Genomic DNA, 13,817 nt, shown 5'->3' with positions numbered 1-13,817 from the left:
ATGAATAGAGCAATAGAATCTAGTTTAAACGGAAATGAGGGAGAGCAAAACTGGATACGGCAGCTTCGAGGTACGTGGATTTCCACAGTTTTTAATATTGACTGGCCTTCCCGTAAAGGATTGCCTTCCGAACAGCAGAAACAAGAATTTATTCAAATTCTGGATGACGTGAAACAGATGGGGATGAATGCGGTTGTTGTACAGGTTAGACCGATGGCCGATGCATTTTATCCTTCAGAATATGCACCCTGGTCGGAATATTTGACTGGTACACAAGGGAAATCACCCGGATATGATCCTCTGGCCTTTATGGTAGAAGAGGCACACAAGCGTAATCTGGAATTCCATGCCTGGTTTAACCCTTACCGGATCAGTACCCAGTCCAGTCTGGACAAGCTATCTGCGAATCATCCTGCACGCCAGCATCCCGATTGGGTTGTTACATACGGGGGCAGGCTTTACTTTAACCCCGGTCTGCCTGAAGTGAAACAATACATAACGAATAGCGTGCTGGAAGTTGTCCGCAATTATGATATTGATTCTGTTCATTTGGACGATTACTTCTATCCTTACCCGGTCAGCGGGGAAGAATTCCCCGATGATGCCGCATTCCGTACATACGGAAACGGGTTCGGCAGCAAAGCGGATTGGCGCAGGGACAATGTGAACCAATTGGTAAAAGATTTGTCCCATGAGATTAAATGGGCGAAAACATATGTCAAATTCGGCATCAGCCCCTTTGGGGTATGGCGCAACAAGTCATCCGACCCGAACGGTTCAGATACAAGAGCGCTAAGCAGTTACGAGGCCCAGTTTGCCGATACACGCAAATGGGTGAAGGAAGAATGGCTCGACTATATTGCTCCGCAGGTATACTGGAGCTTTGATTTCTCCGCTGCCCAATACAACAAAGTGACCGACTGGTGGATCGAGCAAACACAAGGGAAAAATGTGCATCTGTATATAGGTCACGCTGCTTATAAGGTCGGTGATGATAAAGATCCGGCGTGGAACAATCCGGATGAAATACCAAACCAGATCAAGTACAATACGGAACGGTTTAATCAAGTGAAAGTAAGCGTGTTCTTCAGCTACAAAGATCTGAAAAGCAACCGGCTTGGCATCCGGGACCGCCTAATCCAGGATCTTTACCGTTGTCCTGCACTTATACCTGCCATGCCTTGGATTGAAACCATGAACAGAACATTACAATTAACAGACTGGCAGTGGAAACAGCTCTATGACAATATGGGGGAAGCCTGGAATGCAGGAAAGTTTACCGATTGGGGCTGGATGGTCAAGATTGAAAACCATACCCTTACCGTTGACGAATTCGCATGGCTGAATAACCACATTTTGGTGAATAGCCTGTAGGAGGTCAATATACTGGTGTGTATTATTGCTGTGATAGATGTGATCTTGTTGAAATAGCAAAAGGAATCAGACTGCCAGTTCGGCTGGTTCCGGTTCTTTCCGTTATCCGGGGTATCACCTACCCTTTTATAATTATTTTCCTCTTAACTTCTTGGTGGTTGAATAATAGACGTCTTTGGTTTCGTACCTGACTATATGCTTGGGAATTGGGACGCAATGGTGTTGGTTTATGATTTCAATAGTGTGAACGATTGGCACTTCTATACTGCGGCGGATCGAAAATCTCTTTTGCCGGAGGGCAGCAATGTCCTCCATTAAAAGGACCAAAGTTTCTTTTTTAAGTGTCCAAGTTTACTCATGGGCATCTACCTCCTTTTATAGTATTCATTATATAGTATGCGGGGAGGGGGACTTCTTTTTTGCTTGGACAAAAGAACACCCAGACTGTTTTCAAACTTTTGTTTCTTGTTTTTGAGGGTTCTTGATTTTGCTAAATGATTGATCCTTGGCAAGAAAATGTTGTTTTGGGAGCTTAAGAGTTAAGATACAAAAAGGAGAAACAAAATGGAACAGGGGAGATCTTTTAGTATATTATTTGTTACAATAATGTCAACTATTAGTAAATATAGAGGAGATTTATAATATTATATAGAAGTATAGTAGAGTACCTAAAAAATACAAGGAGGATCATAACTATGATCACAAAGAAGACGTTAGTAGTTGTAGCAACCTCTCTTACATTAGGTTTAGGATTTACGGCAGGAGTTACTCCCACTTTTGCACAATCAGACGACTCTCAAAGTCCGATATCTTCTATTGAAAAACAGGATCAAATTCAATTTACGGGATACATCACTTCCATTGATGATGTGTATGCAACGGTTGTAAATGCCTCAACAAAAGAAGAAGCTATGCAAGGAAATTGGGTAGATTTAGTCAATCAAAATAAAGTATTACTTGTTCCTGTTCCACAAAACGAAAAATTGATGGTTGGGGATAAAGTAAATGTCTTTTATCAAGTAGCGACTATGTCAATTCCACCAATTGCTTCACCTATTACTATCGAAAAAATATCTGAGTAATTCATGTAATAAAATTCAAGAGTCCAGCCTTACATAGGCGATCTCATTTATCGTAATCCGTTGATTTCTGATATAGTTTTAGATCTCAAACTCATAAGTTGTCATCGTGAAAAAGGCACCGAATCTTTGGCAACCAAAAAAGGATTAGTTAACTTTACTAAACTGTATTGCCAATGGATGAAAAGCGAATCGCTTATCGCAGATGTAACGGTTCGGAAGAAATACCAAAAAGCCCGCCCGAACGCCAGTGCGTCCAAGGCGGGTTTACATGGTTGTCTTACTTACATCGTCTGAAGCACAAAGTGCATGACGAACAAAAGCGAAATGATATAGAACAGGGGCTTCACTTCTCGCCATTTACCAACCGCGATATGGAATAGCGCATAGCTGATGAAGCCGATCGCGATGCCGTCCACAATGCTGTGCATGAGCGGAATGAACGCGATGATAAAGAAGGCGGGAAGACCTTCTTCCATCCGTTCGAAGGAAATGTGGCGAACTGCGGGCATCATCAAGCCGCCAATGAAAATTAGGATCGGCGCTACAGCCTGATCCGGGACGAGCGTGATGACAGGCATTGCAATAAATGAAAGCAAGAATAGTGTTCCCGTTGCGATTGAGGCCCAACCTGTTCTTCCTCCGGCAGAGATGCCGGCAGCCGCTTCTACGGTCGATACAGTTGGACTCGTGCCGAAGATTCCACTCAGAATGACGGTGAGCGAAGTGGCCTGAGTTACACGTTTGAAGCGCTCCGTCCTTCCGCTCATTTTCAATTGGGCATTAATAAGTCCGACATTCTCGAACACGATGACGAGCGTCAGCGAGAAGACCGCGATAACCAAGGTCGTAATTGATGCACCTTTCACCGATAACTGGCCGAACAAATCCCCATAGGAGGACCAGGAGGAGCCCCCGACGCCTGTTGCTGCCTTCGAAGGCACAGCTTTGAACAGATAGGCAAGTGCCGATCCTCCGATAATGGCCAGCAGCAAGTTGCCTGGAACCTTACGGATGTACAGGATGCACGTTAGTGCCAAAGTGGCAAGCGTCACAAGCACACCCGGATCGGCGAACGATTGCACGGCAATCACCGAAGATCGGTCCGATGCAATAACGCCGCCTTTATGCAAGCCGATGAGAACCAGCATCAGACCGATACCGACCGAGATTGCTTCTTGAAGGGAGGCGGGGATGGCCGTCCGCAGTTTCTCGACGAGAGAGGTCATGCTGATGGCAAAAAAACAAATACCGGACATCATGACGGCGGCCAACGCTTGTTGCCATGTCAAGCCCATGCCCTGGACGAGCGTGTACGTGAACATCGCATTAATCCCCATCCCCGGCACAATTACCAAGGGGGCATTGCCCCACAAGCCCATAATAAAGCAGCCAATTGCTGACGCGAGGATCGTTGCGATAATACCAGCTTCCTGGGGAATACCGGCATCCGCCAATATCGATGAATTGACAATAATAATGTAGACTGCCGCAAAAAAAGATACAGTACCAGCTAACAGCTCCCGCCGCCAATCGCTTGGGATGAGGCGGGTAGCCGAATTAGGTGAAGTCATTTCCTTTTCATGTGATGATGTCTGTTTCTCTTGGTGGTCCAATGAAATACCTACTTTCCATTGCAGCCCCTCACCCAACCCTTTCAATTGTTGAAATATAGACGGCATAAAGCCGTTATGCGCTTTATTGTAACACATTTGGAAATGAAATATAAAACTTTCGTATGATTCAGAAGCGTAAAGAAAGAGTAAGGAGGAAACGTACAATCAATTCAGATTATAAAGGCTTGGGAAGAGCCTCCGAAAAATATGTACAATCTCCAATATTCGGAAGGGCTTTTCGATGGACAAACGAATAGGCAAACATACTAAAAAATGCACGGAGCATAGCTATGAACCAATACGACTTGGATGTGTTTGGTAAAGGCCACGAGTACATGACTGGGGGATGGATTGGGGACGGAATTTTTAAGGAGCAAATGAATCAAACTTCACGTCCTAATAAAAGGCCTTGAGGAACACCTCAGGGCCCTTTTATAATCATTTTCTTTTTGACTTCTTGCTTCCTGAACAGCATACGTCTTTGGTTTCGTACCTGACTATATGCTTGGGGATGGGAATGCAATGGTGCTGGTTTATGATTTCAATAGTGTGAACGATTGGTACTTCTTGGGGATGATAGAAATTTTTAAAGAAATACTGCGGCGGATCGTAAATCTCTTTTGCCGGAGGGCAGCAATTTCCTCCAAAAAAAGGACCAAATTCGTTACTCATGGGCATCTACCTCCTTTTATAGTATTCGTTATATAGTATGCAGGGGACTTCTTTTATGCTTGGACAAAAGAACATCCAGGACTGTTTTTAAACTTTTGTTATTTTCGCCTTTGGGGCCCCGAAAGTGCTACATAAAGTCCGTCTTGAAGTATATCCGACTAGGGGAGAAAAAGAAAATTCCCCAGTCAAATGACCGGGGAACGGGGCATTAGTAATTATTGTAAATGAAACCTTCATAAGTAACCGCACAACTAAGTTTGTCACAATTAACTCTTTTTGCTACTAAGTTTCCAGTCCAACCAAAACCATTGTCGTAATAAATTTCCGTTGGATAATAACCATAGGTGTACCTTTTAACGACACTGGCCCATTTTTTTGGAGTTTCAGAATTTGCATTACTACTTGCTTGGACACTATGGGCAAAAGCACTTGAGGAAATAGATAGTACCATAACAACTGCCAGAAGTAATATGGATAATTTTTTTCTAAACATATTCACACCTCCTTTTATGTAATATATTTACAATTTTAATTTATAAACTGGATGATGTCAAAGTATATTTAGAGCAAACCATAAGAGATGGGTGTCATAGAAGGGTTGTATGTATCGATTAAAGTATTTTCTAGCCACCAAAGGATTAATCACGGAAAAGGGGAAACGTTGGTTGAGAGCTTAAAGATTAAAGATACAAAAAAGAGAAGCAAATGGAACAACAGGGGATGTCTATCAGTATATTATTTCGACAACAATGTTAACTTTGGTACATATAAAGGGAGTTAAGATTATTATATAGAGGCTCACACCCGCTTTTGCACATTCAAAATGAATCTTCGCTGAAGAGTACTTCTATCTCATCTGCCAGCAAACAGAAACAATCACCTTTCACCGGGTATATCATTTCTGTTTGTGACAAGTATATGAAAGTTGCAGATGCCCCCACAAAAGAAGAAGCTTTGGAAGGAAACTGGAGAGATCTAGTGGATCAGGGTAAGATATTAACAGTCCCTGTTCCAGAAAATGAAATATACATAATAGGAGAGAAAAGTAAATGTCTATTTCATGGCTATGACTGCGTCACTTCCCCCCATTGCAATTACACCTACAATTGAAAAAATATTGGATTAAATCTATGTAAAGAAATTGCTATAGACCCAGCCTTCATTTAAGGGCTGGGTTTTAGTTATGCCGTGGGGCGTATGTAACTTGGTTGACTTGAGACCGGTTTGGGATAATCAGATTTAGAGTCCGAATCTGCGGACGAAATTGCGGCGACTTCTTGATCAGTGAACTCGCTCCAACAGGAATATCTTCAAGCTTAGCCTCTGGTATTTGAGGTAACACAGGTGTTGCATCAATTCCGTTTTTGGGAAAGTATTGAGTCACATTCACTAACCTCCAGTTCAGCCTGGTAAATGATGTCTTCTAAAAATTTCTTTAAATCCTTATCACCTGCGTGATATTGATACAAACGATTAGCAGAAACAGGCCGTCTGCGCATGAGTATACAAAGTACAGTCCTAAAATTTAAATAAAATAAAGGAGTGAGCATATACAGAGGGTAAATAAACGTATGCATTATGAGTAAAGTATATAAGTACGGAAACTGCACCCGGAAAAAAACCGTTTCATGGGAAGGAATATTGTTTATGATAACTGTGAGCTGTCTGGACTAAAAGAATGGGATATAGAAGATTATTACATATGGAAGGAAGAGGAACAAAAAGGAACGATAGGAACCGAATTAGTGAAAAAATCATACAAAGAGTGATTCAGCTGTTAGTATTACATGAAAATAATGTGTCCAGTAATGGTTTCCGTTTTGGTCATAAGCATAGATAGTTGCATCCCCTGGTTTTAGTCCGGTAACTCTACCGTAAGAATCGAGGGATACTATACCAGCTCCAGAAACAAGGCGCCATGACGAACCCATTAAATAGGTAGAATAAGAAACTTTAAGATCTTCAATTCTTTTAAATATTTATTCTAACAATTCAATAGAGAAATTCTTTTCTAGAAGAACAAAGGCACTTTATGATATGTTACTAAAGGGATCTTTTCTTGAAAATCCAGAATTTATAAACACAAAAAGTCATTTTAAAAGGGAAGATGGTGGCTGATTTGCCTCAAAGTAGATTTTTTCGAACCTGCTATGGGATTATAGCCCTACTGCTGATTATTTTTCTGGTCTCCAAGGTCAGTTTTTTATTTAATCCTTTAATCAAAATGTTCAATATTCTGGTCGTCCCTTTTATCATTGCCGGATTCTTCTATTATCTGCTGCGCCCTCTAGTAAATTATTTGACGAAGAAGCATGTAAACAGGACGGCATCCATTCTGCTGATCTATCTGATTTTGGCTATATTGACAGTACTGTTTTCCATGGTGGGTTGGCCAACACTCCGGACTCAGATGGAACATTTTGTGCATAGCGTGCCCCAGATGGTAGAAGCCTTTAAAGAACAGATTAGACAGTTGCAGCAAAACCGGGTATTTTCTATGTTTGCCCAAAATGAATCCGACATTTCAACCAAAATGTCCGACTATTTGGATAAAGGAATAACAGCGGCTTCAAATTATGTAACCGGTTTGGTATCCGTGGTTACCAACTTTGTAATGATCGTTGCAACGGTTCCGATTATTTTATATTACATGCTGAAAGAAAGTGACCACATTCCTGATTCTATTCTTGCTGCTATTCCCCAGAAATATCGGCGAGACGGAGAGCAAACCCTGGAAGAAATCGACTCTGCCTTAAGCGGATTTATCGTGGGCCGGGTTATAATCACAGGGCTCCTTGGCGTTATGTTGTATATCGGATTTTTGCTGATTGGCCTGCCTTATTCGCTTCTTCTTACAGTGGTCTCTACTGTATTGAATCTAATCCCTTATATAGGATCAATCCTGGGAGCAATTCCCGTTCTCATTGTCGCTTTTATTCATTCTCCATCCATGGCCTTATGGTCTATGATTGTAGTCATCATTGCCCAACAAATTGAAAGTAATTTGCTGTCTCCGCACATCTACGGAAAACGATTAGATATTCATCCTTTAACAACTATTGTTTTATTGCTTGTGGCAGGAGACATTGGAGGGATCTTAGGTGTTATTCTAGCGATCCCCGGATATATGGTGGCCAAAATTATTATCGTACGTGCTTACCACTTATTTTTTGCAGGGAAGGTGGAAGAAATAGCGGATCAACCAGATAAAAAATAGCCGGAGAAATAACGGAAGGACCAGTTTAAAAAATCTAAAAAAATGGAAGCTGATTAACTTGGATATTTTCAATATTGAGGGTTTAGTATTTGTCATTTATTTTTGGTTTCGTTTGTAATCCATCAACAGCATGAAACAAAACAAGAAGAGGATGCTTAAGGATTAGGCGCGGACCTGAGTAAGCCATGACGAGTTTAATTTGTTTACGCTTATCAGGTTTATAGCAATGAATAGGGCATTTGGTGCAGGTGGTCTTACCTTCACCGAACCTGCAATAAGAAAGACGTTGATGGGCATAAGCCAGCAGTTCCCGGCATTCGTTACAAAGTTCTCCGCCTGCATAGATATCATGGTAATGACCTTTACAAAACAGCTCCACCATATACCTTACAGTCCTTTTTTCTCTTAGGATTCGGGGGCCGTCATGGGCAGCAGAAGGGCAACTCATTTTATCTCTCCTTGCAAATAAGCTGTAATACTAAACTCTTCCTTAATGTTACGTAACTTCAATGTAACCGGCAGTGAGAAGAGTAACAGTAAGCTGAATTTTTTTATTTATTTGGATTGGAAGATTTATTTAATTCTGATCTATCAGCAGATCATTGGGAAGTAGATATAAAAATAGATAGATGGTTTTGATGATAGTAAGAACAGTATTATTGGCTGTATGGCAAAAGGGGAATTGTATAGATGAAAAATGAAGAAGGAATGAGCCTCCTTCTTCATAGTTTAACCATTAGACTACGCGTCTTTTATGATGTTTTTTGCATTCAACTAAAACTTTCTGGCCTGGTTTAAGGACAACTTTAATAACTTTATGATGATGATGATGTTTTGACATCGCACGATCACCTCCCTCACTAATTTTAAGTTATGTTAGATTATGAAGTATTGTGATTTTTTAGATGAAAGCGTGTTTGGGTTTAGACTGGAGCTGTAATAAATAGGCTAATTAAGAGTGGATAGGAGATAGAGACATAGAGATGGAATGGAAATTGAAACCATTTGGAGAGCTAACCAAGATCGAACTTTATAGGATTCTTCAGCTTCGGTCAGCTGTATTTGTAGTTGAGCAAAAATGCGTTTACCAGGATTTGGATGGATATGATTTTGAGAAGGAAGCTGCATTTGGCCGGATAATCGTAGATCCTGCTGAAAGAAAAGGGGGAATTGGACGGGATTTAGTCAGTAAATCTTTAGAGATTCTCATTAGGGAGTGGGAAGAAAAACGTATTAAAATTCAAGCCCAAGTTTATGTAAAGCACTTTTACGGATCTTACGGATTTAAGGAAATAACCGAAGAATATTTGGAAGACGGAATTCCTCATGTGGATATGTTTCTTACAGTGGAATAATGATACAGGTGAGCATGAGTAATTTATCCCTTTGTAGTTCATCCTAAAAACAAGATGAAAAGCGGAGGGACCACATGATTAAAACACAGGAAGTAAAACAGCAAATTGAGGAACTTACTCAGCAAAACGATATGTTGCTAAATGAACTAGAACAAGTAAAAAGAATGATAATTGAGGACCGTCGGCATGGTATGAAAAATGGGCAGGGAAGCAATTCCGGTCCTTCCAACTCCGGGGGAAACAGCCAGGGAAACGGGCAAAGTTCCGGCGACTCTCAATGTCAGGGACAAAACCAAAATCAGAACCAGAACCAGCAGAAGTCACAGCAGGGGCAAAATCAGGATTCATCTAATAACTCCGTGTCGGATCTTGCCAACGAACTCCTTAAAATTAAGGATATGGTAAACTGTCTGGAGCAGAAAACAACTCAATATGTTTCCAGCCAGTCAAACAGCAGCGGATCTCTTAGTAAGGAAGATGTGGTGAATTTGGTATTAACTCTGATGAATGGAATGATTGACTGGGCTAGCGAGTATGTAGAGCAAGCCTGTCAGCAGAATGGGGCTGGGAACAATTCAAACGGAAACTCCCAATAAAAACGGTTATATCATTGTAAAAACAGGAAAGAGCCGTACTTAGCTAGACAACTATGTTACGGCTCTTTTACGTTTTGTCAGGATTCTGACTGATGCCGGATGGAAATAGCTAATGCCTGTTCCCAAAACCAGGCCGCTGCTTTTTGTTCCATGGGCGGTGTGATTGTCTTTACTGGTAAGTACTTCCCTGATCGGCAGACCATCCTTCTGCCAAGGCGGTCATACTTTCTTCGGATGATAAACCCCCTTCTCTCAGTAATAGTACTAAGATTCCAACAGGCTGGGGAAGTTGAACGGTTATAGTCATGATCTATGAATTCCTCCTTTATGTCTTTTAACATACCCGTGATTAAACAAGATGACAAGCTACAAAATGGCGTCCTCCCACATCGCGGAAGGAGGGTACCTCCTGCTTGCATATATCCATGGCGAACGGGCACCGGGTATGAAACTTGCAGCCCTTAGGAGGATTAGAGGGGCTGGGAATATCCCCGGTAAGTACAATGCATTATGGTAGAACAGAGGTGCTCTACTACACTCAGATCATGGGATATAAATAAATACGTTAGATCCTGTTGTTCCTGCAGTTCACTGAATAGATTGATAATCTGGGCCTGGATAGAGACATCAAGGGCAGAAACAGGTTCGTCTGCTACTATAAAATCAGGGTTCAGAATCATTGCTCTGGCAATACATATCCTCTGCCGTTGGCCGCCGGAAAACTCATGAGGATAACGGTCAATATGGTGGGAAGCAAGACCGCATATATCAAGAACTTCCATAACGCCTTCTCGTGCTTCTTTTTTCGTGGCCAGACCATGGTCCACCAGTGCTTCTCCGATAGCATCCCCGACAGGAATTCTCGGGTTTAATGAATTGTACGGGTCTTGGAAGATAAGCTGCATACCGGGCCTATACTGCCGCAGCTTTTTTTTGGACAGCTGATGGATATTCATTCCTTTGTAGAAGACCGTTCCCCCGGTTGGATTATATAATCGCACTATTGTGCGTCCGATTGTACTCTTTCCGCTACCTGATTCGCCTACAAGACCGAAGGTCTCCCCTTTACGGATCATGAACGAAACATCATCTACCGCTTTGATATCCCCGATTTTTCTTCCAAAAACTCCTCCGCGGACCGGGAAATATTTTTTTAGGTGCTCAACTGCCACTAATGTTTCTGAATCAGGCATGTACATGTTCCTCCTCATACAGCCAGCAGGCTGCCTGATGTCCTTCGGTAATCTCTTTAAGCGGAGGCTGCTGTTGCCGGCACAATTGGAAACAGTGTTAATAACGGTCATGAAAATGGCAGGAGTCCCTAAGGTTGACCAGATTCGGAACCTGGCCGGGTATAGAGTAGAGCCTTCTCAAGTTCTGCCGGATAACTGGTTTGGATTTCAACAGTCCTTTGGTATAAGGATGTTGAGGAGAACGGAACAATTCGTATACAGAGGCTTGTTCTACAATTTTTCCTGCATACATGACGATGACATAGTCGGCCATTTCTGCAACAACTCCAAGATCGTGGGTTATAAGCAGAATGGAAGTGCTTGATTTCTCCTTAATTTGGCGGAGAAGATCAAGAATCTGGGCCTGAATTGTTACATCCAAAGCAGTAGTTGGCTCATCCGCAATCAAAAGCTGGGGTTCGTTGCTTAGAGCGATGGCAATCATAATCCGCTGCAGCATTCCTCCGCTTAGTTCATGGGGATAGGAGGCGGCGATTTCCCGGCCCCCAGGTATTCCTACTTGCTTAATTAGTTCGACGGCTTTGGCCAAGGCTTGTTTTTTACTTATCAATTGGTGCTCAATCAAAGGCTCCATAATCTGTTCGCCTATGGTCAGAACCGGATTGAGAGACGACATGGGTTCCTGAAAAATCATCGCTATGTCATTGCCGCGAAGACGCTGCATATCCTTTTCCGTCGCTTGCAAAAGGTCCTGGCCTTTAAACTTGATGGTTCCGCCGGTAATTTTACCGGGACTTTGTACAAGTCTCATCAACGACAGGGCAGTTACACTTTTCCCGCAACCGGATTCCCCCACAATACAAACGGTTTCGCCTTTTTGTATATGAAAGCTGACATCATTCACGGCTTTTACCGTTCCTGCTTCCGATTCAAAGATCGTATGCAATCCGAGATGTCCCATTTCTCGGCCAGTCTCGGGTAAGGCTTCCCGTCTTTATCCAAATCTACAAGGGATGCAAATATAGGGTCTGAGGCATTTCCATCATAGCCGTTGTGATAGAAATAAGGATTAAAGACACCTTCCGGAGTAGTTAACCCGGAAACAACTGTATCCTTACGGTTTTGAGCTGCAGCGGGACTCTTGGATACGTTCGCGGCAGGAGTCCGTCCGTCAGGGACAACCGGAAAATTCTGTTTTTGTTCGGGGCTTCCGCTTGCCCGGGATACCGCATTGTTTTTATTATCCGTACTGCAACCTGCTAACACCAGGGCCCCTGCCAGAATAAATGTACTGCCTTTTATCCAATGTTTCTTCATAGGAACCTCCCTTTTAACATGTAGGAAAATAAATATAAACATTCCATTACACATAAAACCTATTTGTTAAGTAGGAATTAAGAACTGATTTTATTATAATTTCGAATGGGGATTCTGTAAACAAAAATTTTCCAGAAAGAGTCTCCGCCTACGCGGGTTCCCAATTTTCTGGCGGCTAATCAAAGGGGGAGTGCATATGAAATGATCCCGAAAATATTAAGGCCCTCCCAGCTTCATACAGGAAGCGGAGGGCTGGCAAGTATGTTATATGATTTGATTTTGGGCTATAAGAAGGCTTTTATTTTCCGGAAATGCCGGAAGACTGAAACATCTGCTTGGAGCAGTATTCTATAATGTCACTTCTTCTTACGATTCCGATAAATTTATCTGCGTCATCCACAATAGGTACAAAGTTTTGAGTTTTGGCAAGATCGATCAGGTCTTCCATATTGGAAAAAATGTGGACGGGCCTGTTTTTTATGCGTAGCGGCACTTCAGATAATTGGTGTCTGTGAGCGTTCTCGAACGTGATATCTTTAGAATTTTTAAGGAACCATAAAAGATCTCCTTCTGTCACCGTTCCCATATACTTGCCGTCATCGCTCAATACAGGCACTGCTGTATAACGGTGGTATTCCATGCGTTCTAAGGTTTGTCTAAGGGTGGCATTTACGTTGGTAGTAACTACTTCCTGCTTAGGCAGTAAAAAAAATGCGATATTCATACATCAAACTCCTTTTGTATACAAGTTGATGGGATGCGGACAGCTTCTCAGGGCTATGTTCGCATCTAAATAAGTAAGTCACCCTACCTGCTATTATACAATATCTTTTGCATAGAAACGAATGGGCGGGAGGATGATAACCTAGAGGTGAGGATATGAATAAATCTTTGCTTACGGCCTTAACTGGCTTTGGAACAGCACAACTTCTAAAGATACCTTGGAAATTTGCACAGACAGGCGATTGGGATTTGTCGGAGTTGGTTCGTCCGGGCGGCATGCCAAGTTCCCACTCGGCCGGTGTTGCTTCACTCGCGACTTACTTGGCGCTCCGGAATGGGGTGACTTCCTCCGAATTTGCACTCGGGGCCATTTTTGGACTTATCGTCATGTATGATGCCATGGGCGTACGACTTGAAGCAGGTGAAATTGCTAAAGAAGTCAATGCACTGGATGTTCAGGTGGAAAAGCTTGCAGGTCTTCATCCGGGCCAGTACCATTTAAGAAGAGATAAGCAATTAAGGGAACGGATTGGACATTTACCTGTTGAAGTGCTTGGAGGAAGCCTTCTTGGTATCCTTATTGGCTGGATCAGCCACAAGCTTGATTAGGCCGAAAGAAAAGGAGGAACCATAGAGGTTTCTCCTTTTGTATGCCCTTCGTTTTTAAGCGTTTCC

General features: G+C 42.4%; 16 protein-coding genes and 2 pseudogenes. 7 read left to right on the top strand and 11 right to left on the bottom strand.

Features of this window, described 5'->3' with window-relative positions; genetic code table 11:
• The 3 genes from BXP28_RS07755 to BXP28_RS22615 all read left to right on the top strand — a co-directional run bounded on the left by BXP28_RS07755 (window position 1) and on the right by BXP28_RS22615 (window position 2,750).
• The gene (locus tag BXP28_RS07755) at window positions 1–1,374 is read left to right on the top strand and encodes a glycoside hydrolase family 10-like protein (protein WP_077585000.1); all 1,374 of its coding nucleotides are present in this window, start codon (window positions 1–3) and stop codon (window positions 1,372–1,374) included.
• Window positions 1,375–2,069: 695 nt separating this feature from the next.
• Window positions 2,070–2,456: a hypothetical protein gene (locus tag BXP28_RS07750; RefSeq protein WP_024094456.1), complete on the top strand. Its 387-nt coding sequence runs from the start codon at window positions 2,070–2,072 to the stop codon at window positions 2,454–2,456.
• Between the two features lie 126 nt (window positions 2,457–2,582).
• A complete protein-coding gene (locus BXP28_RS22615) occupies window positions 2,583–2,750 on the top strand; it encodes a hypothetical protein (RefSeq protein WP_155116365.1) in 168 nt (55 codons plus the stop codon).
• Here the strand turns inward: BXP28_RS22615 and BXP28_RS07745 are convergent.
• The 5 genes from BXP28_RS07745 to BXP28_RS25750 form a co-directional block, all read right to left on the bottom strand.
• Entirely contained in the window at window positions 2,738–4,069 is a 1,332-nt protein-coding gene (locus BXP28_RS07745) for an NCS2 family permease (RefSeq protein ID WP_394804670.1), read from the bottom strand. The two genes, BXP28_RS22615 and BXP28_RS07745, sit on opposite strands and share 13 nt — an antisense overlap.
• A gap of 438 nt (window positions 4,070–4,507) precedes the next feature.
• Window positions 4,508–4,741: a hypothetical protein gene (locus tag BXP28_RS07740; protein ID WP_036654752.1), complete on the bottom strand. Its 234-nt coding sequence runs from the start codon at window positions 4,739–4,741 to the stop codon at window positions 4,508–4,510.
• Between the two features lie 208 nt (window positions 4,742–4,949).
• Window positions 4,950–5,234: a hypothetical protein gene (locus BXP28_RS07735; RefSeq protein WP_036654750.1), complete on the bottom strand. Its 285-nt coding sequence runs from the start codon at window positions 5,232–5,234 to the stop codon at window positions 4,950–4,952.
• A 684-nt stretch (window positions 5,235–5,918) separates the two neighbouring features.
• Complete coding sequence (locus BXP28_RS07725) at window positions 5,919–6,125, bottom strand: hypothetical protein (RefSeq protein WP_036654747.1); 207 nt, start codon at window positions 6,123–6,125, stop codon at window positions 5,919–5,921.
• A gap of 370 nt (window positions 6,126–6,495) precedes the next feature.
• Window positions 6,496–6,672 (bottom strand): BLB8/JUQZ-1 family protein, encoded by a 177-nt coding sequence (locus tag BXP28_RS25750; RefSeq protein WP_496543685.1) that lies wholly within the window; start codon window positions 6,670–6,672, stop codon window positions 6,496–6,498.
• A 188-nt stretch (window positions 6,673–6,860) separates the two neighbouring features.
• On the opposite strand from BXP28_RS25750, the gene BXP28_RS07720 reads away from it, so the two are divergent.
• A complete protein-coding gene (locus BXP28_RS07720; protein ID WP_172423549.1) occupies window positions 6,861–7,958 on the top strand; it encodes an AI-2E family transporter in 1,098 nt (365 codons plus the stop codon).
• 82 nt (window positions 7,959–8,040) lie between these two features.
• On the opposite strand, the gene BXP28_RS07715 is transcribed toward BXP28_RS07720, so the two are convergent.
• On the bottom strand, window positions 8,041–8,406 hold the full coding sequence (locus BXP28_RS07715) for a nitrous oxide-stimulated promoter family protein (protein WP_036654745.1): 366 nt from the start codon (window positions 8,404–8,406) through the stop codon (window positions 8,041–8,043).
• Window positions 8,407–8,941: 535 nt separating this feature from the next.
• Here BXP28_RS07715 and BXP28_RS07710 point away from each other — a divergent pair.
• Both BXP28_RS07710 and BXP28_RS07705 read left to right on the top strand, forming a co-directional pair.
• Window positions 8,942–9,313, top strand: a complete 372-nt coding sequence (locus tag BXP28_RS07710) for a GNAT family N-acetyltransferase (RefSeq protein ID WP_023483574.1) — start codon at window positions 8,942–8,944, stop codon at window positions 9,311–9,313.
• Window positions 9,314–9,387: 74 nt separating this feature from the next.
• Complete coding sequence (locus BXP28_RS07705; protein ID WP_023483575.1) at window positions 9,388–9,909, top strand: hypothetical protein; 522 nt, start codon at window positions 9,388–9,390, stop codon at window positions 9,907–9,909.
• Window positions 9,910–10,078: 169 nt separating this feature from the next.
• On the opposite strand, the gene BXP28_RS22610 is transcribed toward BXP28_RS07705, so the two are convergent.
• The 5 genes and pseudogenes from BXP28_RS22610 to BXP28_RS07685 all read right to left on the bottom strand — a co-directional run bounded on the left by BXP28_RS22610 (window position 10,079) and on the right by BXP28_RS07685 (window position 13,143).
• Entirely contained in the window at window positions 10,079–10,216 is a 138-nt protein-coding gene (locus BXP28_RS22610) for a hypothetical protein (RefSeq protein ID WP_024094454.1), read from the bottom strand.
• A 42-nt stretch (window positions 10,217–10,258) separates the two neighbouring features.
• Window positions 10,259–11,102, bottom strand: a pseudogene (locus tag BXP28_RS07700) (ABC transporter ATP-binding protein).
• Window positions 11,095–12,063 (bottom strand): annotated as a pseudogene (locus tag BXP28_RS07695) (ABC transporter ATP-binding protein). The pseudogenes BXP28_RS07700 and BXP28_RS07695 overlap by 8 nt, the downstream one beginning before the upstream one ends.
• Entirely contained in the window at window positions 12,012–12,419 is a 408-nt protein-coding gene (locus BXP28_RS07690; RefSeq protein ID WP_023483578.1) for a hypothetical protein, read from the bottom strand. Before BXP28_RS07690 ends, BXP28_RS07695 begins: the two are co-directional and overlap by 52 nt.
• A gap of 298 nt (window positions 12,420–12,717) precedes the next feature.
• Complete coding sequence (locus tag BXP28_RS07685; protein WP_023483579.1) at window positions 12,718–13,143, bottom strand: CBS domain-containing protein; 426 nt, start codon at window positions 13,141–13,143, stop codon at window positions 12,718–12,720.
• Window positions 13,144–13,298: 155 nt separating this feature from the next.
• On the opposite strand from BXP28_RS07685, the gene BXP28_RS07680 reads away from it, so the two are divergent.
• Window positions 13,299–13,751, top strand: coding sequence for a divergent PAP2 family protein (locus BXP28_RS07680; protein WP_023483580.1), 453 nt, complete (start codon window positions 13,299–13,301; stop codon window positions 13,749–13,751).
• The last annotated feature ends 66 nt before the right edge of the window (window positions 13,752–13,817 follow it).

The organism is Paenibacillus larvae subsp. larvae (assembly GCF_002003265.1).
Taxonomy (GTDB): Bacteria; Bacillota; Bacilli; order Paenibacillales; family NBRC-103111; genus Paenibacillus_H; species Paenibacillus_H larvae.
This window is presented reverse-complemented; position numbering and strand designations above follow the sequence as displayed.

Coding starts and splice junctions, on each gene's coding strand:
- BXP28_RS07735 (WP_036654750.1), bottom strand. CDS start 5,234: ATGTTTAGAAAAAAATTATCCATATTACTTCTGGCAGTTGTTATGGTA.
- BXP28_RS07750 (WP_024094456.1), top strand. CDS start 2,070: ATGATCACAAAGAAGACGTTAGTAGTTGTAGCAACCTCTCTTACATTA.
- BXP28_RS07710 (WP_023483574.1), top strand. CDS start 8,942: ATGGAATGGAAATTGAAACCATTTGGAGAGCTAACCAAGATCGAACTT.
- BXP28_RS07705 (WP_023483575.1), top strand. CDS start 9,388: ATGATTAAAACACAGGAAGTAAAACAGCAAATTGAGGAACTTACTCAG.
- BXP28_RS25750 (WP_496543685.1), bottom strand. CDS start 6,672: ATGGGTTCGTCATGGCGCCTTGTTTCTGGAGCTGGTATAGTATCCCTC.
- BXP28_RS07755 (WP_077585000.1), top strand. CDS start 1: ATGAATAGAGCAATAGAATCTAGTTTAAACGGAAATGAGGGAGAGCAA.
- BXP28_RS07690 (WP_023483578.1), bottom strand. CDS start 12,419: ATGAAGAAACATTGGATAAAAGGCAGTACATTTATTCTGGCAGGGGCC.
- BXP28_RS07740 (WP_036654752.1), bottom strand. CDS start 4,741: ATGAGTAACGAATTTGGTCCTTTTTTTGGAGGAAATTGCTGCCCTCCG.
- BXP28_RS07680 (WP_023483580.1), top strand. CDS start 13,299: ATGAATAAATCTTTGCTTACGGCCTTAACTGGCTTTGGAACAGCACAA.
- BXP28_RS07715 (WP_036654745.1), bottom strand. CDS start 8,406: ATGAGTTGCCCTTCTGCTGCCCATGACGGCCCCCGAATCCTAAGAGAA.
- BXP28_RS22610 (WP_024094454.1), bottom strand. CDS start 10,216: ATGACTATAACCGTTCAACTTCCCCAGCCTGTTGGAATCTTAGTACTA.
- BXP28_RS07685 (WP_023483579.1), bottom strand. CDS start 13,143: ATGAATATCGCATTTTTTTTACTGCCTAAGCAGGAAGTAGTTACTACC.